The organism is Microbacterium aurantiacum, from assembly GCF_031625015.1.
GTDB classification, from domain to species: Bacteria; Actinomycetota; Actinomycetes; order Actinomycetales; family Microbacteriaceae; genus Microbacterium; species Microbacterium aurantiacum.
The window spans coordinates 185,172-203,513 of sequence record NZ_JAHWXH010000003.1 but is presented as its reverse complement, the minus strand read 5'-3'; the positions used below and the strand labels follow the sequence as shown (position 1 = coordinate 203,513).

At 70.3% G+C, this 18,342-nt stretch carries 19 protein-coding genes; 9 read left to right on the top strand and 10 right to left on the bottom strand.

Annotation, left to right across the window (positions count from 1 at the left end; genetic code table 11):
- Window positions 1-1,278: a DNA recombination protein RmuC gene (locus KZC50_RS13755; RefSeq protein ID WP_053548896.1), complete on the top strand. Its 1,278-nt coding sequence runs from the start codon at window positions 1-3 to the stop codon at window positions 1,276-1,278.
- Between the two features lie 28 nt (window positions 1,279-1,306).
- On the opposite strand, the gene KZC50_RS13750 is transcribed toward KZC50_RS13755, so the two are convergent.
- The 6 genes from KZC50_RS13750 to KZC50_RS13725 all read right to left on the bottom strand — a co-directional run bounded on the left by KZC50_RS13750 (window position 1,307) and on the right by KZC50_RS13725 (window position 7,372).
- On the bottom strand, window positions 1,307-1,516 hold the full coding sequence (locus tag KZC50_RS13750) for a hypothetical protein (RefSeq protein WP_053548895.1): 210 nt from the start codon (window positions 1,514-1,516) through the stop codon (window positions 1,307-1,309).
- A 116-nt stretch (window positions 1,517-1,632) separates the two neighbouring features.
- Window positions 1,633-2,622, bottom strand: coding sequence for a class II fructose-bisphosphatase (gene glpX, locus KZC50_RS13745; RefSeq protein WP_053548894.1), 990 nt, complete (start codon window positions 2,620-2,622; stop codon window positions 1,633-1,635).
- Between the two features lie 115 nt (window positions 2,623-2,737).
- Complete coding sequence (locus KZC50_RS13740) at window positions 2,738-4,168, bottom strand: GntP family transporter (RefSeq protein WP_310892044.1); 1,431 nt, start codon at window positions 4,166-4,168, stop codon at window positions 2,738-2,740.
- Between the two features lie 43 nt (window positions 4,169-4,211).
- On the bottom strand, window positions 4,212-5,114 hold the full coding sequence (locus KZC50_RS13735; protein WP_310892043.1) for an NAD(P)-dependent oxidoreductase: 903 nt from the start codon (window positions 5,112-5,114) through the stop codon (window positions 4,212-4,214).
- Window positions 5,114-6,541 carry a four-carbon acid sugar kinase family protein gene (locus KZC50_RS13730; protein WP_310892042.1) on the bottom strand — a complete coding sequence of 476 codons (1,428 nt, stop codon included), beginning with the start codon at window positions 6,539-6,541 and terminating at the stop codon, window positions 5,114-5,116. Before KZC50_RS13730 ends, KZC50_RS13735 begins: the two co-directional genes overlap by 1 nt.
- A gap of 129 nt (window positions 6,542-6,670) precedes the next feature.
- Window positions 6,671-7,372 carry a FadR/GntR family transcriptional regulator gene (locus tag KZC50_RS13725; protein WP_310892041.1) on the bottom strand — a complete coding sequence of 234 codons (702 nt, stop codon included), beginning with the start codon at window positions 7,370-7,372 and terminating at the stop codon, window positions 6,671-6,673.
- A gap of 129 nt (window positions 7,373-7,501) precedes the next feature.
- Here KZC50_RS13725 and fbaA point away from each other — a divergent pair, with 129 nt between their 5' ends.
- Complete coding sequence (gene fbaA, locus KZC50_RS13720) at window positions 7,502-8,533, top strand: class II fructose-bisphosphate aldolase (protein ID WP_053548893.1); 1,032 nt, start codon at window positions 7,502-7,504, stop codon at window positions 8,531-8,533.
- Between the two features lie 34 nt (window positions 8,534-8,567).
- Here fbaA and KZC50_RS13715 read toward each other — a convergent pair whose 3' ends face one another.
- From KZC50_RS13715 to KZC50_RS13700, 4 genes are read right to left on the bottom strand one after another with little or no spacing between them, the layout of a single operon-like run.
- Complete coding sequence (locus KZC50_RS13715; protein ID WP_310892040.1) at window positions 8,568-9,605, bottom strand: zinc-binding dehydrogenase; 1,038 nt, start codon at window positions 9,603-9,605, stop codon at window positions 8,568-8,570.
- Window positions 9,602-10,150 carry an MOSC domain-containing protein gene (locus KZC50_RS13710; RefSeq protein WP_310892039.1) on the bottom strand — a complete coding sequence of 183 codons (549 nt, stop codon included), beginning with the start codon at window positions 10,148-10,150 and terminating at the stop codon, window positions 9,602-9,604. Before KZC50_RS13710 ends, KZC50_RS13715 begins: the two co-directional genes overlap by 4 nt.
- Window positions 10,151-10,165: 15 nt before the next feature.
- Window positions 10,166-10,726, bottom strand: coding sequence for a DUF6264 family protein (locus KZC50_RS13705; RefSeq protein ID WP_310892038.1), 561 nt, complete (start codon window positions 10,724-10,726; stop codon window positions 10,166-10,168).
- The gene (locus KZC50_RS13700; RefSeq protein WP_301133648.1) at window positions 10,723-11,763 is read right to left on the bottom strand and encodes a 4-hydroxy-3-methylbut-2-enyl diphosphate reductase; all 1,041 of its coding nucleotides are present in this window, start codon (window positions 11,761-11,763) and stop codon (window positions 10,723-10,725) included. Before KZC50_RS13700 ends, KZC50_RS13705 begins: the two co-directional genes overlap by 4 nt.
- A 105-nt stretch (window positions 11,764-11,868) precedes the next feature.
- On the opposite strand from KZC50_RS13700, the gene xseA reads away from it, so the two are divergent.
- The 7 genes from xseA to KZC50_RS13665 are packed head-to-tail and all read left to right on the top strand — an operon-like array spanning window position 11,869 to window position 18,301.
- Entirely contained in the window at window positions 11,869-13,149 is a 1,281-nt protein-coding gene (gene xseA / locus KZC50_RS13695) for an exodeoxyribonuclease VII large subunit (protein WP_310892037.1), read from the top strand.
- Window position 13,150: 1 nt separating this feature from the next.
- The gene (locus KZC50_RS13690; RefSeq protein WP_082334804.1) at window positions 13,151-13,390 is read left to right on the top strand and encodes an exodeoxyribonuclease VII small subunit; all 240 of its coding nucleotides are present in this window, start codon (window positions 13,151-13,153) and stop codon (window positions 13,388-13,390) included.
- On the top strand, window positions 13,390-14,028 hold the full coding sequence (locus tag KZC50_RS13685; RefSeq protein ID WP_310892036.1) for a DUF4245 family protein: 639 nt from the start codon (window positions 13,390-13,392) through the stop codon (window positions 14,026-14,028). Before KZC50_RS13690 ends, KZC50_RS13685 begins: the two co-directional genes overlap by 1 nt.
- A gap of 44 nt (window positions 14,029-14,072) precedes the next feature.
- Window positions 14,073-14,696, top strand: coding sequence for a carbonic anhydrase (locus tag KZC50_RS13680; RefSeq protein ID WP_310892086.1), 624 nt, complete (start codon window positions 14,073-14,075; stop codon window positions 14,694-14,696).
- Window positions 14,697-14,741: 45 nt separating this feature from the next.
- Window positions 14,742-16,136, top strand: a complete 1,395-nt coding sequence (locus KZC50_RS13675) for a class II fumarate hydratase (protein WP_301133525.1) — start codon at window positions 14,742-14,744, stop codon at window positions 16,134-16,136.
- 18 nt (window positions 16,137-16,154) lie between these two features.
- The gene (locus tag KZC50_RS13670) at window positions 16,155-17,648 is read left to right on the top strand and encodes a sensor histidine kinase (RefSeq protein WP_310892035.1); all 1,494 of its coding nucleotides are present in this window, start codon (window positions 16,155-16,157) and stop codon (window positions 17,646-17,648) included.
- The gene (locus tag KZC50_RS13665; RefSeq protein ID WP_053548884.1) at window positions 17,645-18,301 is read left to right on the top strand and encodes a response regulator transcription factor; all 657 of its coding nucleotides are present in this window, start codon (window positions 17,645-17,647) and stop codon (window positions 18,299-18,301) included. The genes KZC50_RS13670 and KZC50_RS13665 overlap by 4 nt, the downstream gene beginning before the upstream one ends.
- Window positions 18,302-18,342: the final 41 nt, after the last annotated feature.

Sequence of the window (18,342 nt, the reverse complement as noted above, 5' to 3'; positions counted from 1 at the left end):
ATGGACGCATTCCTGATCTCCGCGGCGATCCTGATCGCCGTCCTCGTCGGCGCCGCCGTGGGATGGGCGGCCGGCGCCGCACGCGCCCGAGACATGCTGCGCACGCGCGTCGCGACGGCGGAGGCGGAGGGATCCGCCACCCGTGCACAGCTCGAACATCAGACCCGCCTCTACCGGGATCTCCTCGCTCAGGCCCGGACGGACCACGCGGCGCGCGAGGAGCGCGAACGGCGCGAGCAGTCGGTCCTGCGGGCCCTCGCCCCGGTCCAGGACACCCTCACCAGCATGCAGGCCAAGGTCGACACGCTCGAACGCGACCGCCAGGAGCAGTTCGGTGCCCTCGCCGAGCAGCTGCGGCGCGCTCATGAGTCCGATGAGGCCCTGCGAGCCACGACGGAGTCGCTCGCCGGGGCGCTCCGCTCCGGCGCCACGCGCGGTGTCTGGGGCGAGACGCAGCTGCGGCGCGTGGTGGAGGCGGCGGGACTGACCAGGCACATCGACTTCGATCTCCAGGCCTCGACGGACACGGATGCCGGAGCGGGGCGCCCCGACATGATCATCCGACTCCCCGGCGACAAGGCGATCACGGTGGACGCGAAGGTTCCGCTCGACGCGTTCCTCGAGGCCACCGCGCTCCCGGTGACCGCGACCGGTGACCAGGCCGCGCAGCGTCGACGCCTCATGGCCGCCCACGTGCGCGCCGTCCGGGCGCACGTGGACGCACTGTCGAAGAAGACGTACTGGGCGGGGGTGTCCTCCAGCCCGGAATTCGTCGTGTGCTTCCTTCCCAGCGAGTCGCTTCTCGCTACGGCGCTGGACGAAGACCCGACGCTGTTGGAGTACGCCTTCGGTCGACGCGTCGCCCTGGCCTCCCCGGTGAACCTCTGGGCCGTGCTCAAGACCGTCGCCTACACGTGGACGCAACAGGATGTCTCGACCGAAGCGCGTGCGCTGTTCGATCTCGGCACCCAATTGCACGAGCGACTGGGTGCACTCGCCGGCCACAGCAACGACCTGCGCCGCGCCATCGAGCGCACCGTCGACAGCTACAACCGATTCGTCGGTTCGCTCGAATCGCGGGTACTGGTCACCGCCCGGAAGTTCCCCGGCATCGACGAGACCAGACTCGAGGCGCTGCAGGCGCCGCCGGTCGTCGATGCGTCACCGCGGCGCTTCACCGCGCCGGAGATGCTCGACGACGTGCCGTCTGCCGAGTCGGCGGCGGCCGTCGCCGACCTCGGAGACCTCCGCAGCCGACTGGCCGTCGACGGCGAATGATCCGGCGACCACGCCCCGGACGATGTCCTCAGGCGCCGCCGGGGACGAAGCTCAGGAGAGCGACCACGGCGAGAGAGACGCCGACGAAGGCACCCACCATCCACCACGGGCTGATCTCATGCCCCTCGGCGCGACGCACCCGCAGCAGGACATCAGGGCGACGCGCCGGATCGACGGCGTCGGCGATGACCGCGTGAGCGCCGGTCTGCGGCGCAGAACTCCCGGTCTGGATCGACATCGGCAACTCCCTCTGGGCTGTGAAAGATCGTTGCGTCCCCTTTGACACCGATCCCCATTGTTCCAGACGAGTCTGTGCGTCGCCGTCACGAAACAGTCACGACTGCGAGATCGCGATCAGAGCCACTTCGAGACGAGGTGCTCCGACGAGATCCGGCGGAGGGTCCCGGAGGTCCCCCGCAGCACGACGCTCTCGGTATAGACGTAGCCGCCCTCGCGGCGGACGCCCTTGACCAGCTCACCGTTGGTCACGCCGGTGGCCACGAAGATGGTGTTGCTGCCGGTGACGAGCTCATCGGCCTCGTAGACATGGTCGTCGAGCTTCAACCCGGCATCCCGTCCCTTCTGCTTCTCCTCGTCGTCGCGCGCCCACAGGCGTCCCTGCATGTGACCGCCGAGGGCTTTGATCGCGCACGCGGTCACGATCCCCTCCGGGCTGCCGCCGATACCGACGCACATGTCGGTCCGCGCGTTGTGACGAGCGGCGTTGATGCCGCCTGCGACGTCGCCGTCGCTCATGAGTCGCGTCCCCGCGCCCGCGTCGCGGATGTCCTGGATGAGCTGCGCGTGGCGAGGTCGATTGAGGACCGAGACGACGAGTTCGTCGACGGGCTTGCCGAGGGCCGCGGCCAGGCGGCGGATGTTCTCTCCGATGGGGAGCCGGATGTCGACGACGCCCACACCGGCCGGACCGGTCACGAGCTTGTCCATGTAGAACACCGTGGAGGCGTCGAGCATCGTCCCGTGCTCCGAGACGGCGATGACCGACAGCGCGTTGTTGCGGCCCTCCGCGGTGAGGGTGGTGCCGTCGATCGGATCGACGGCGACGTCCGCTCGGGGCCCCGTGCCGTTGCCGACGCGCTCCCCGTTGTAGAGCATCGGAGCCTCGTCCTTCTCACCCTCGCCGATGACGATCCGGCCGTCGAAGTTGACGGTGGTGAAGAACGCGCGCATCGCATCGACGGCCGCCTCGTCGGCGGCCTCCTTCGCACCACGCCCGATGAACGGGACGGCGCGGATGGCGGCGGCCTCTGTCGCACGTACGAGTTCCAGCGCGAGGTTGCGGTCGGGATGCAGCGGGCTCATGTCAGCGGTCAGACTCACCATGGGTTCACCTTAGTCAGCGGGATGCTCGGAATCGGGGGCGGATCGACCGCGGGAGCACGAAGGATCGGCGATTCTTACGCAATCGCTCATTCTCGTGTTCCGCGGCCGTCCTGGCTCAGCCCGTCGCGGAGACCACGGCCCAGACGACGCTCGCCCCGGCGAAGCCGGCCAGTCCCAGCACCGTGGTGAGCACGGTCCAGCTGCGGAGCCCATCGGCGACGCTGAGACCGAGGTATCGGGTCACGACCCAGAAGCCGGAGTCGTTCACGTGAGAGAGCCCGAGCGCGCCGAACGCGATCGCCAGGGTGATGGCGACCACCTGGAGCGGCGAGAACCCGCCGTCGACGACGGCCTCGGAGAGCAGACCCGCTGTCGTCAGGATCGCGACCGTCGCCGAGCCCTGGGCGGCACGGAGGGCGAGCGACACCAGGAACGCCAGCAACATGATGGGCAACCCCGTCGCCAGAAGCGTGTCGGCCAGGGCGGTGCCGATGCCCGACTCCGTGAGGATTCGCGCGAAAGCACCACCGGCACCGGTGACGAGGATCACGATCGCCGCGGGCGGGAGGGCCGACTCGAAGACCTCGGAGAGGTGGGCGCGGGACCAGCCCTTGCGCACTCCGAGGAAGTAGCCGGCGAGGAGCACCGTGACCAGGAGCGCGAAGATGGGCGCACCGATGAACCCGAGCACGTTCCGGATCGGGTCGCCCGCGGGGAGGATCGTGGCGGCCGTCGTGCCGAGGCCGATCATCACGAGCGGAGTGATGATGAGGGTGAGCACCATCGCCGCCGAGGGAGGCGCGACCGTCCGCGTGGACGTGCCGGTCATCGTGGTCACGGGAGCGTCCGCACCGCCGAACGACTCGAACATCTCCCTCGTCGAGGCCAGCATCGGGAAGTCGCGACGGTTGAGCCACTTCGAGAAGAAGTGGGAGATGACGCCGAGCGGCAGGGCGATGAGGATGCCCAGCAACGTCAGCCAGCCGACGTCCGCCCCGAGCAGAGCTGCGCCGCCGACGACCCCGGGGTGCGGCGGGACCGCCACGTGCACGGCGAGCATGATGCCGGCGATCGGAAGGCCGAACTTCACCGGATTCAGGCCGGCCGCGTGGCTGAACCCGTAGATGATCGGCACGAGGATGATGAAGCCGACGTCGAAGAAGACCGGGATCGCGAGCACGAGTGCCGCGGCCGTCAGAGCTCCGGACACCCGGCGGGGGCCGAGGATCTTGGTGAAGCGTCCGGCGAGGGAGGACGCCCCTCCCGACAGCTCGATGATCCGTCCGAGCATCGCCCCGAGGGCGACGAGGATCGCGACCGAGCCGAGCGTGCCGCCCATCCCTGCGATGATCGCGGGGATGATCCCGAGGCGCTCGGGGCTGTCGTCCGTGGCGGGGATGGTGGCCAGAGGGATTCCCGCGGCGAGGCCGACGAGGATGCTGGTGATCAGCAGAGCGAGAAAGGCGTTGACCTTGAATCGCACGATCAGCAGGAGCAGGAGCAGGATTCCTCCGACGCCGATCGCGAGCAGGACAGGGGTGGACATGATGCGGTCTCCTTTGACGAACGAACGGGGGGTAGGGGGAGAGTCAGGTGGTGCGGCGTCGTGGCGCCACGACGCGGATGACGGCGGAGTCGTCCTCGGCACCGAGTCCCTGCGCCTCGCCGAGGAGATACAGCTGCTCGGCGGCGGCGGCGACAGGAGTGGCCAGATGAGCAGCGCGCGCCGCCTTCCCCACGATCCCCATGTCCTTCACGAAGATGTCGAGCCGGCTGAGCACCTCGGCTCCATCCTCGTCGTAGGCCTGGAGCGCTCGCGGCCCTCTGTTGGCGAGCATGAATGACGCGGCGGCGCCGGCGCCGAGCGCGTCGAGGGTCCGCTCGGCGTCCAGTCCGAGAGCGTCGGCAAGGGCCAGTGCCTCGGCTGCAGCCGCGATGTGGACTCCGCACAGCAGCTGATTCACGGTCTTGAGGGCCTGACCGTCACCGGGGCGGTCGCCGACGACGGTGAGCGTGGACGCCAAACGGTCGAGGATGGGTTGAGCCTTGATGCGAGCGGCCGGGGACGCGCCGACGACGATCAGCAGGTCCCCCGCGCCGGCTCGTGCGGGCCCGCCGGAGAGCGGCGCATCGACCAGCTCGACGCCCGACTCCGCCAGACGCGCGGCGACGTCCGCGATGCCGTCCACACCGACCGTGCTGGTGAGCACGACGATCGAACCGGAACGGAGGACCTGCGCGATCCCCTGCTCCCCGAACAGCACGTCGTTCAGCTGCGCCGCGTCGCGCACGGCGAGGAGCACGGCGTCCGCGGACACCGCGGCATCCCGCCCGGAGGCGCACCGGACGATGCCGGACTGCTCGGCGAGGTCCAGGCGTGCCTCGGCGATGTCGAAGCCGCGGACGGGGAGGGTCTCGGCCAGGCGCTGCGCCATGGGCAGGCCCATGGCGCCCAGCCCCAGGACGGCGACGGTGGGAGGGGTCGAGGTCATCACAATGCCTTTCGTGCCGCGAGCTTGGCCACGGCTTCGGTGAGGGTGGTGTCTCCGCCGACGTTTCCGGCGAAGACGACGTAGGGGATGCCGGCGGCGGGGCCGGCGACCGGCTCCCACAGCGAGACGATGCCCGGGAAGAGCGACCCGCGCACCATGGCACGGTCGATTCCGAGGCCCCGTGTCGCGATGTCGCTGGAGGTGATCCCGCCCTTCGCGATGACGAAGCGCGGCGGGCGCGCCCGGACCGTACGCTGGACGACCTCCACGAGCGCGTCTGACACCGCACGCGAGATCGCCAGGCTCTCGTCCGGATCGTCGGTGCGGATGAGGGTGCGACTGGAGTGGACGATGACATCGGTCGCGTCGAGGGCGCCGACGATGCGCGAGACAGCATCGTCCAGGACCGAACCCGCCCGCGCGGGATCGAGGATCGAGGGCACATCGAGTTCGACCACCACTGCGTCCGGGCGCCGGAGGGTGAGGTCGTGCAGCTGGCGACTGGTGAGGCCCACGTGCGACCCGACGACCACGAGGCCTCCGACGGCGAGGTCGGTGCGAGTGGTCTCGGGCGCGGTCGCGAGCGCCGGTCGGGGCGACAGTCCGATCCGCGCGCGGACGAAGGGCGGCCCCACCCGGTAGACGTAGCTTCGTCCGTCGGACTCGGCGATCTCGAGACCGAGGGCGAGCTGGCGGAGGTCGTCTTCCTCGACGGCGTCGACCACGACGACGGCGCCGTCGGGTGCGGCCAGGAGCGCGTCCGCGACCACGATCCCGCCGGCGCGCAGGGTGTCGAGCGTGATCTCCACGACGGACTCGGCCGCGACCTCACCCGCGGTCTTCTCCTGCACCCAATCCGCGAGACGGGACTCCCGGTAGCCGAAGCTCGAGTCTCGGGCGAACTCCGTCTCGCCGATCGGAGTGAAGGCGCCGCCGTCGACCATCCCGTGGACGCCGCCGACGGTCACACGACCGGCGTCCGGGAACGCGGGGACGACGATCGTGGCCGAGGGGGCGGCACGCCCGAGGGAGCGCAGCGTCGCCGAGATGACCTCCGGCTCGAGTGGAAAGTGGCCGCGCAGGGTCGAGTCGCCACGGCTGACGAAGGCGACGGGCATGCCGCGGGTATCGGCCGCAGCCACGGCGGCCTCGACCACCTCCCGGTTGATGCGGGCGGCCGTCTCGGCATCGTGGCTGCGGGTGTTGGTGAGGACGTAGACAGCGGCCGCACCCGTGTCCAGTGCCCACCCGAGGTCATCGACTCCCCACCGCGACAGAACGGGGAGATCGGCGACGGACTGCGTGCCGGTCGGATCGTCGTCGAGCACGATGAGGACCCGACCCGAACGACGCACGGCCTCGGCGATCGCGGCGGGATCGGCAGCGCGCGCGCCCGGGTGTCGGCTGAGCATCGTCGCGAAATCCATGGCAACTCCGTTGTCGGTGATGAGATCTGCCCTGTGAGACGCCCCCTCGGGGCATCAGGTATCAGGTGTCATACAGGTTAGAGTCCACGGCGAGGCGTGTCAATCTCCTCTCCTGCCTCTCGCAGCGGCTCAGCGAGCGAGGACGAAGGCGTGCAGGTCGTCCATGGTCTGCTGCATGTGATGGTCCATGGCCGATCGGGCGCGATCGGGGTCTTCCGCGCGAAGCGCCTCGAGGATCGCGCCGTGTTCCGCGATCGCATGGCGTTGGATCTCCGGCACGCGGGACGTCTGGGCGCGCCGCTCGGCCAGGACCCGCGTGAGCGGATCGAACAGCGCCGCGAGGAAGACGTTGCCCGAGCCTCGGAGGATGATGTCGTGGAACCGGAGGTCTGCGGCGACGAAGACGTCCACGTCGTCCCCGTCGTGTCCGTTCCGCATCCGCTCGATGCACTCCGCCAGCTCGTCCAGAGCGGCCGAGGTGAGGCGCCCCGCCGCCAATGCGGCAGCCTCGGTCTCGAACATCCGCCGCACCGACACCAGCTGGGTGGCGACTTCGCCGTCGTCCCCACGCGCCGAGCGGTACCGCAGGATCGCCGGGAGCGACTGCCACTGATCGAGCGGAGTCACGATCGAACCGATCCCGGACGTCACGCGGACGATCCCCTGGGTGGTGAGCACCCGCAGCGCCTCCCGAACGGTGACCCGACTCACGTCATAGGTCTCCCCGATCTCCGCCTCGCTGGGCAGAGCCGCTCCCACTTCGAGGTCGCCGGAGACGATGCGATCCAGCAGCGCGTCGGCCACTTCGGCCACGAGCGACTTCCGAGCCATCCGGTGTCCCCTCTCGCCCGATCCGGTCGTCGTAGCCTACTGCCCGCACGCCGGACGCCGCGGTCGCGCGGTCGGGATCGCTACACTCGGGACCGTACCCTCACCTGCCGCACCCTTGAAGGAGCCGCCATGCCCGTCGCCACCCCGGAGCAGTATGCCGAGATGCTCGATCGCGCGAAGTCCGGTGGCTTCGCCTACCCGGCGATCAACGCCGCGAGCTCCCAGTCCGTCAACGCCGTCCTCCAGGGCCTGACCGAAGCGGGCTCCGACGGCATCCTGCAGGTCACGACCGGCGGTGCCGACTACTTCGCAGGCCACACCGTCAAGGCGCGCGCCACCGGCGCGCTCGCCTTCGCCGCCTACGTGCACGAGGTCGCCAAGAGCTACCCGATCACAGTGGCCCTCCACACCGATCACTGCCCCAAGCCCGCCCTCGAAGACTTCGTCCTGCCGCTCATCAAGGCCTCCGAGTCGGTCGTCGCGGACGGTGGGAACCCGATCTTCCAGTCCCACATGTGGGACGGCTCGGCCGTGCCGCTGGACGAGAACATCGAGATCGCCAAGGAGCTCCTCCCGCGACTCAAGGCCATCAACGCCATCCTCGAGGTCGAGATCGGCGTCGTCGGCGGCGAGGAGGACGGTGTGAAGCACGAGGGCTCCAACGACGCCCTCTACACCACCACGGCCGACGTCGAGAAGGCTGTCGACGCCCTCGGCCTCGGCGACCAGGGCCGCTGGATCGCCGCGCTCACCTTCGGCAACGTCCACGGCGTGTACAAGCCCGGCAACGTCAAGCTCCGCCCCGAACTGCTCGGCGAGATCCAGGAGGGCATCGCCGCGAAGTTCGGGACCGGTCCCAAGCCGCTCGACCTCGTCTTCCACGGCGGCTCCGGCTCGACCGATGAGGAGATCGCCCTCGCCGTCGCCAACGGCGTGGTGAAGATGAACATCGACACCGACACGCAGTACGCCTTCACGCGCTCGGTCGCCGGGTTCATGTTCCAGAACTACGACGGCGTCCTCAAGGTCGACGGTGAAGTAGGCAACAAGAAGGCCTACGACCCCCGCGCCTGGGGCAAGATCGCGGAGTCCGCGATGGCCGCGCGCGTCGTCGAGGCCACCCAGCAGCTCGGCTCGGCCGGCAAGAGCCTCGCCGCCTGACCGCGTCTGAAGGCTGATCGACCCGCGGCGCGCTTCAGCGCCGCGGGTCGATCATCGTCAGCCCCGCGGGCCGCGCATCCGGCATCCGCGGAAGGAGCTGTGCCGCCTCCTCGAGACCGACGGTGCGCTCGATGAGGTCCTGCGGGCGCAGCCGCCCGTCGCGGATGAGGGCGAGCATGCCCGGGTAGTCGGCGGCCGCCATCCCGTGGCTCCCCAACAGATCGAGCTCCCACGCGATCGCGCGTGCCATCGGCACCGCGGAGAGTCCGGATTCCGACGGGAGCAGCCCGATCTGCACGTGCCGTCCGCGCCGGCGGAGGCTGAGCACGGCGGCCGCGCACGTGGTCTCGCTGCCCACCGCGTCGATCGACACATCCGCACCTTCGGGGACGATGGCGCGCACCGCATCCGGGATGCTCCGCCCGTCGGCGCGCACCGTGTGTCGCGCACCGAAGCGGGCGGCTGCGGAGAGCGCCTCCTCCGTGCGGTCCACCGCGATCACGTGCGCCCCGAGGGCGCGCGCGATCATCACCGCGCTGAGTCCGACGCCTCCGGCGCCGACCACGACCACCCACTCTCCCTCCGTGACGCGCGCACGTGCGGTCAGCGCGCGATACGCGGTGGCGAAGCGGCATCCGAGCGCTGCGGCGGCCTCCATCGACACACCCTCGGGCACCGCCACCAGGTTCGTGTCCGCGGCGTGCAAGGCCACGCGCTCGGCGAAGGAGCCCCAGTGGGTGAATCCCGGCTGCTCCTGCTCGGGGCAGACCTGGGCATCACCCGCCCGGCACCAGCGGCACCGCCCGCACCCGCAGACGAACGGGACCGTCACGCGGTCCCCCACGCGCCATCCGCGAACCCCGGGTCCGACCGCGCCGATGACGCCGGCCAGTTCGTGCCCGGGGACGTGCGGGAACCGGATGTCGTCGTGACCCGCCCACGCATGCCAATCACTGCGGCAGAGACCCGTCGCGTGCACGTCGACGACGACACCGTCGACCGGCGGCGCCGGCTCTTCGACGTCACGCACGGCGGGGGCGACACGGACGTCGTCGACGACGACCGCCCTCACGGCGCGCGGTAGATGTCGAGCACCGTCGGCGCCCCCGCGGGCCGATCCAAGACGACGATCTCGTCGCCCGCCGTGATCGACCCCGTCCGTCTCACCAGAAGGTAGACGCCGAGTCGTCGCTCGTCGGAGAACCGTCGGACCCAGCCCCGCTCGTCGGCACCACCCACCCAGCGGGCGAACGTCTGACAGGGCGTACGAGGCGAGGTGACCTCGACCTCGACCCGGTCGCCGATGCGCCACCGCTCCCCCACGACACTGGCGTTCACGTCGATGCCTTCGGTGCGGAGGTTCTCTCCGAAGAATCCGGGTGGGAGGTTCCGGCCCAGCGCATCCGCCCAGTAGGCGGCATCCTCGTCCGCATACGCGTACAGCGCCTTGTCGAGCCCACCGTGATGCTTGCGGTCCACCTGGACATCTCCGCGCACGCCGTAGGAACCGATCTTCACCGGACCGGGCTGCGCGGTCTTGTCGATGGCGGTGACTCCCATCGGGCCGGCATCGCGGCGGAGTTCACGGACGGCACAGACGGCGAGCAGACGCGGCATGCGCCCAGCCTACGGTCAGGGGCCAGCTGCGCCCATTAGCGAGGACCAGAGGGCGGTGTCCGACATCAGAGGGATCATGACGAGAGCGCCGGCGATGAGGCTGAAGACCACCCCGCCGACGAGCGGAATCCACCACGACACCCGTCCTCGACGCATGGTCGCCCACGTCACGGCCGCCGTCAGCAGCCACCCGCCGATGAGGACGACCGCCGCAGCGATCCCCCAGGGCCGACCGGCATCCGCGTCACCGATCTCGGCGTCCACGCCCATCAACTCGAACACCGACGTCATGTACGCGGCGTAGTCGACGAGGGCCGGCGCCGCCGAGACCACGTTGACGAGACCATAGGCCAGCAGGGCGAACGCCACGATCCGGTCGACGAGGCGTCCTCGCCCCGGCGGCGTCGCCGTCGCGCCTGTGATCGGGGCCACCTGAGCCGCCGCAGCCGACTCGGCGCCCGCCGGAGCCACTCCCGCGTCGAGACGTTCGGTCACGTCGGGCTGGCGGATGCGCGCGCGCTGCTCCTCGGCGGAGGCGTACTCTCCGAACTGCGGTCGGGGGCGTTCGTCCGTCACGCGCGCGTCCGACCGCCCAGGGCGCGCGGGTCGCGTTCGCCCTTCAACGGGGTCCGGAGCTCCTTGGGGAGGGAGAACATGAGGTCCTCCTCCGCGGTGCGCACCTCTTCCACGTCGCCGTAGCCGGCCAGGGCCAGATCGCGCAGCACCTCTTGGACGAGCACCTCGGGGACCGAGGCGCCACTGGTCACGCCGACGGTCTCGACCCCCTCCAGCCACGCCTGCTCGATCTCGTCGGCGTAGTCGATGCGATAGGCCGCCTTCGCGCCGTACTCGAGGGCGACCTCGACCAGGCGGACGCTGTTGGAGGAGTTCGCCGAACCGACGACGATGACGAGATCGGCATCTTTGGCGACCTTCTTGATCGCGACCTGACGGTTCTGCGTCGCGTAGCAGATGTCGTCCGACGGCGGATCCTGCAGCTGCGGGAAGCGTTCGCGGAGCCGACGCACCGTCTCCATCGTCTCGTCGACGGACAGGGTCGTCTGCGACAGCCACACCACGCGGGACGGGTCGCGCACCTCGACGGTGTCGGCCTCCTCGGGCGAGTTCACCACGGTGACGTGATCGGGCGCCTCGCCGGCCGTCCCCTCGACCTCCTCGTGACCCTCGTGGCCGACGAGGAGGATCTCGAAGTCGTCGCGGGCGAAGCGCACGGCTTCACGGTGCACCTTCGTCACGAGAGGGCAGGTGGCGTCGATCGCCTGCAGATTCCGATCCGCAGCCCCCTGCACAACCGCGGGAGAGACACCGTGGGCACTGAACACGACATGCGCGCCCTCGGGGACCTCGTCGACCTCCTCGACGAAGATCGCCCCCGCCTGCTCGAGCTCGGTCACCACGTGGATGTTGTGGACGATCTGCTTGCGGACGTAGACCGGAGCCCCGTACCGCTCCAGCGCCTTCTCCACAGCGATGACCGCGCGGTCGACCCCGGCGCAGTATCCCCGAGGAGCGGCCAGGACGACGCGTTTGCGCCCGGGCACGGCGATATCCTGAAGCGGTTCCCGCCTCCGCGGTATGCGTGGGACGGGCATGCTCACAGGGCTGCGGCCGACGGTGCTGGTGCTCACCCCATGATTCTACGGGGACCGCGTCTGCACGGACCCCGAACGGATGCCGCACACCGGCGGAAGGACCCCATGACGAGCTTTCAGGCAGCCGACGCGGTACGGCCTCGCGACTCCTCGGCGGAGGCGCCCACCTCCGTCGCCCGCCTGAACGAGACGATCCGCGACTTCATCGCCTCCTGGGGCTCGGTGTGGGTCGAAGGAGAGATCACGGCGTGGAACGTCCGCGGCGGCGCGGTGTTCGGCCGCCTGAAGGACCTCTCCGGCGACGCGCAGATCTCCTTCCGCATCTGGTCGTCCACGCGCGCCCGCCTGCCCGCGGATCTGAAGGTCGGCGATCACGTGGTGGCGTGCGTCAAGGCCGACTACTACCCCAAGGGCGGCGACCTCTCCTTCGGAGTGTCGGCCATGCGGCACATGGGGCTCGGCGATCAGCTCGAACGGCTCGAACGCCTGCGCGCCACCCTGCGGGCCGAGGGGCTGTTCGATGCCGCACGCAAGAGGCCCCTTCCCTTCCTTCCGCATGTCGTGGGCCTCATCACCGGCGAGCGGTCGGATGCCGAGAAGGACGTGCACCGCAATGCCGAGCTCCGCTGGCCACAGGTCCGCTTCCGCACGCGCCATGTGGCCGTCCAGGGGGATCGGTGCGTCCCCGAGACCATGGCAGCACTGGCGGCGCTGGATGCCGACCCGGACGTGGACGTCATCATCATCGCCCGCGGCGGCGGCGACCCGCAGACGCTGCTCGGATTCAGTGACGAGCGTCTCGTGCGTGCGGTCGCCGCCGCGACGACCCCGGTGGTCAGCGCCATCGGGCACGAGAACGACCGACCGCTCCTCGACGATGTCGCCGACCTCCGCGCCTCGACACCCACCGACGCGGCCAAACGGGTGGTTCCCGATGTCTCAGAACAGCGCGCTCTGGTGGGCCAGCTTCGGAGTCGACTGACGTCGCGCCTCACCCAGCGCATCGGGCACGACATCGCCCAGCTCGAGCAGCTCCGCTCCCGTCCGGTGCTGCGCGATCCGGCGGGCATGCTCGCCGGACGGGCGCACGACGTGGAGCTCCAGGTCGCGCGCGGTCGTGATCGGGTGCAGCGCGGCATCGACGTGCACGCACGGCGGATCGCGGAACTGCGGGCCACGTTGCGGGCCCTCTCCCCCGCGGCCACCCTGGCGCGGGGCTACGCCATCGCACATCGCGACGACGGCGTGATCATCCGCGACGCGGCGCAGGCTCCGAGCGGATCGACGATCGCCGTCACCGTCGCCCGCGGCACCTTCCGGGTGCGCTCGGAGGGTGAGATCCCGGAGGCGTCGTCGGCGGACATGAGTGACCGGGAGCGGATTTAGGATGGACCCCATGACCGAGACCACCGTCGCCGACGTGGCCGAGCTCTCCTTCGAACAGGCCCGAGACGAGCTGGTTCGCGTGGTCGCAGAGCTCGAGCAGGGCGCGCCGACGCTCGAGAAGTCCCTCGCGCTGTGGGAGCGGGGCGAAGCCCTCGCGGCCCGCTGCGAAGAATGGCTGATCGGTGCGAAGCGCCGCCTGGACGCGGCGCGCGACGGCGCGGACGCGGAAGGGGCCGCGTGATGGCCGGCCGCCCGAATCGAGTGGTCGCCGAGATCGGCCGCCCCGAGACCCCGCAGGAGACCGCGGACCGCAAGGCGGCGGCGTCGCGCACCTACCGCGCCAGTCAGACCACCCGGAATCTGATCGCCGCACTGCTGGTCACCCTGGCGGTGGTGGCGGTGATCATCTTCATCGTCCCCCGTGGGCAGGTCCCCGAGCGACCGCCGATCGACGTCGCCGCCGCCGCCGCGAGCGCGTCGGCTGCAGAGGAGCGGCCCGTGATCGCTCCCGTCACGCCGCAGGGCTGGCGGGTCAACGTCGCCGCCGTCGAGGGGAACCTCCCCCGCGCGTGGACGATCGTCTACGCCACCGAGACCGGCTTCGTCCGCGTCGAGCAGGGGTTCGACGCCGATCCGGCCTGGCCGTCCCGCGAGCTCGCCGGTTCCGCCGTTGACGGCACGGTCGACATCGGCGGCATCACGTGGGATCGCTACGTCATCCGCAACCCCGAGCGCGCGGGGAACATCACCTCCGCGATCTCGACCTCGGTGGGCGACGACGTCGTGATGGTGTTCGGCGCCGCCGACGACGAGACGGTCCGCGTCGCGGCCGAGGCGGTCGCCCCCGAGATCCTCACCCTTGCCGAGGAGGCGCAGTGACCCAGCTCGACCCGTCCCCCACCCCCCGGCAGGTGTGGCGGGAGATGAAACGCGGAAACGCCCGGTTCGTCGCGGGCGAACCGCGGCACCCGCGACAGGACGTCGACCGTCGGCATGAGCTGGAAGGCGGACAGCGGCCGCGCGCAGCCCTGTTCGGCTGCTCCGACTCGCGCCTGGCCGCGGAGATCATCTTCGACAAGGGTCTCGGCGACCTGTTCGTCGTCCGCAATGCCGGTCAGGTGATCTCCGACTCGGTCGTGGGGAGCCTCGAGTACGCCGTGGCGGTCCTCGAGGTTCCGCTGATCGTCGTGCTCGGCCACGACGCGTGCGGCGCGGTGAACGCCGCGATCGAATCCACCGCCGCCGACGCGCCCGCCCTCCCCGCGCACATCTGGCGGCAGATCGCCCCCATCGTCCCCGCGGTGCGTCGCGTCATCCGCAACAGCGCCGGTGATCCGCATAAGCCGACCGGGATCGACGCGGAAGAGGTCGGACGCGAACACCTGAAGGACACGATCGGCGAGCTCCTGCATTCCTCCGAGTTGATCAGCCTCGCCGTGGCCGACGGCCGGCTGGCCATCGTCGGCGCCAATTACCGACTCGGGGAGGGCACCGCCGTCCCCTCCGTCATCGTCGGCGACGCCGGCGACGGCGACGGCGACGAGTGACCTACCGACCACCGACCACCGACCACCGACGACAGGAACAATGACGTGACCGACCTCGACTACCGCATCGAGCACGACACCATGGGCGAGGTGCGCGTGCCCAAGAACGCGCTCTACGCCGCGCAGACCCAGCGCGCAGTGGAGAACTTCCCGATCTCCGGCGACAGCCTGGACCCGGCGCAGATCGGGGCGCTGGCCCGCATCAAGAAGGCCGCCGCGCTGGCGAACAAGGAGCTCGGAACCCTGGATGCCGCAATCGCCGACGCGATCGCCGCATCCGCTGACGAGGTCATCAGCGGAATCCACGCCGATCAGTTCCCGATCGACGTCTACCAGACCGGCTCGGGCACGTCCTCGAACATGAACATGAACGAGGTGCTCGCGACGCTCGCGTCGGCGCGCCTGGGTGCCCGCGTGCACCCCAACGACCACGTCAACGCCTCGCAGTCCTCCAATGACGTCTTCCCGACTTCGGTCCACGTCGCCGTCACGCAGGAGCTCATCGACGATCTCATCCCGTCGCTCGACCACCTCGCCGTCGCGCTCGAGGAGAAGGCGGAGCTGTGGAAGGGCGCGGTCAAGGCGGGTCGCACTCACCTGATGGATGCCACACCCGTCACGCTCGGGCAGGAGTTCGGCGGGTACGCCCGTCAGATCCGTCTCGGCATCGAGCGGGTGCAGTCCGTGATCCCGCGGGTCGCCGAGGTGCCGCTCGGCGGCACGGCGGTGGGCACGGGCATCAACACCCCGCCCGGGTTCCCGCAGAAGGTGCTGGAGATCCTGGTCGCCGAGACCGAGCTGCCGATCACCGAGGCGAAAGACCATTTCGAGGCTCAGGCGAACCGCGACGCCCTGGTCGAGGCATCCGGCGCGCTGCGCACGATCGCGGTGTCCTTGACGAAGATCAACAACGACCTGCGCTGGATGGGCTCCGGACCCAACACCGGCCTCGGCGAGCTCCACATCCCCGACCTGCAGCCCGGGTCCTCGATCATGCCCGGCAAGGTCAACCCGGTCGTCCCCGAGGCGATGCTCATGGTGTGCGCGCGCGTCATCGGGAACGACGCCACCATCGCCTGGTCCGGCGCCTCGGGAGCCTTCGAGCTGAACGTCGCCATCCCCGTCATGGGGACGGCGCTGCTGGAGTCCATCCGGCTACTGTCGAACTCGATGCGCGTCCTCGCGGACAAGACCGTCCGCGGCCTCGAGGCGAACCTCGAGCGCGCCGCCGCCTTCGCCGGAATGTCGCCGTCGATCGTCACCCCGTTGAACAAGCTCATCGGCTACGAGGCGGCAGCGGCGATCGCGAAGCACTCGGTCGCGCGCGGGATCACCGTGCGCGAGGCCGTGATCGACCTCGGATACGTGGAGCGCGGGGAGCTCACGCTGGAGCAGCTGGACGAGAAGCTCGATCTGCTGTCGATGACGCACCCCGGGTGAGCCGCCCATAATCGGGACATGCGCCGTTCACGACGCCCGGTATCGGCCCGCGTCAGGATCCTCACCGCGATCCTGACGGTGGCCGGTATCGGGCTCGCTCTCGTCGGCGGGGTGACCTTCCTCGTCCAGCGGCAGCAGGTCCTCGCGGAGATCGACGATCGGCTCGGGAATCAGGTGGAACGGCTGCACTCGATCGCCGCGGACGGTGATCCGGACGCGCCCTCGGGACCCGTCTCGCTCACCGTCGACCGGTACGCCGACGTCGATGCCTACCTGCAGGAGGTCGTCGCGCGCCTGGTCCCGGCCCGGACCGAGGCGTCGTTCGCCGTCGTGGACGGAAGCGCGCCGATCGCGTCGTCCACCCTCTCGGGATTCGACGTCTCCGACGACGAGGCGTTCGTCACCCGGGTGCGGGAGGATACCGCGGACGGGGGCATCCGCCGCGGTACTGCGCTCACGGATGCCGGGACCCTGCGCTACATCGCCATCCCGGTCTCCGTCGAGGGCGACACCCGCACGGGCGTGTACGTGCGCGCCGTCGACCTCGACGCCTCGTTGGCGCCCGTCACGACCGCGATGACGACCTACGTCGTGGCAGGGATCGTCGTCCTCGGAGTCATCGGAATCGTCGGCTGGTTCGTCACCGGCCGGCTCCTCTCCCCCATCCGCCACCTGCGGGAGACGGCCGCGGCGATCTCCCTGGAAGACCTCTCCGCGCGCCTGCCCACTGCGGGCAACGACGACATCTCCGATCTCTCGCGCACCGTGAACTCGATGCTCGATCGCCTCGAGGGATCCGTCGACACCCAGCGGCAGCTCCTGGACGACGTCCGCCACGAGTTGAAGACGCCGATCACCATCGTCCGCGGCCACCTGGAGCTCATGGATCCGCGGGATCAGGCCGACGCCGCCGCCGCCCGCGAGATCGGCATCGCCGAGCTCGACCGTCTCGCGCGGCTCGTCGAGGACATCGACCTCCTCGCCGCCGCGGAGGGCGAGCAGTACGCGATGGCATCCGTGAGATTGGACCAACTGACCGCGCGGCTCGGCGAACTGATCGCCGTCATCCCCGACCACCGCTGGAGCCTCGCGCACGTGTCGCGGGGACGGATCATCGGGGACGCGGACCGTCTCCTGCAGGCGTGGCTGCAGCTGGCCGACAACGCCGCGAAGTACACGCCACCCGGATCGCCGATCGAGGTGGGCAGTGTCCTGGACGAGCGGGGCGCGCGCCTGTGGGTTCGCGACCACGGTCCCGGCATCCCCCGAGCCGCTCGGCATCGCATCTTCCGACGGTTCGATCGCGCCGACACCAAGCGCGCCGTGGGAGGCTCGGGTCTGGGCCTGGCGATCGTGGATGCGATCGCCAAGGGCCACGGGGGCTCGTGCAGCGTCGACGACACCCCCGGCGGCGGGGCGACGTTCACCATCCATCTGCCGCAGACAACCGTCGACCTGCCCGCACCGGTGCGAGCAGGAGACGTCGTGATGCAGCGAGAGGCCACCGCATGACGAGGATCCTGATCATCGAGGACGAACCCCGTATCGCGGCTTTCGTCAGCCGCGGGCTCGCGAATGCCGGATACGAGACCACCATCATCGACGACGGCGTCGAGGGGCTCGCGGCCGCACTCCGCGGCGACGGCGACCTCGTGCTCCTGGACGTCGGCCTCCCCGGCATCGACGGCTTCGACGTGCTGCGCGAACTGCGCGCGCGAGGATCGCTCGTCCCCGTCATCATGCTCACGGCGCGCTCCAGCACCAGAGACACCGTCGACGGCCTCGACGCCGGCGCGAACGACTACGTCGCGAAACCCTTCACCTTCGAGGAGCTCCTCGCGCGCGTCCGCTCCCGCCTCCGCGAAGCCGCACCCACGACGGGGGTGTCCGTCGGACACGGCGACGTGCACCTCGACATCCTCGCCCGCCGAGCCACGGTTGCCGGCCGGGAGGTCGATCTCTCGGCCCGCGAGTTCGCCCTCGCGGAGCAGTTCTTGCGCAACCCGGGCCGCGTCCTCACGCGGGAGCACCTTCTCCGCAGCGTCTGGGCCCTGGATTTCGATCCGGGCTCGAACGTCGTCGACGTGTACGTCCGGTACCTCCGCGGCAAGCTCGGGAGCGCGCGCATCGTGACCGTTCGCGGCGCGGGCTACCGCTGGGAGTGAGCGCGCCGGCGAGCCGACGGGTGGGGCGCGACGGAGCGCGA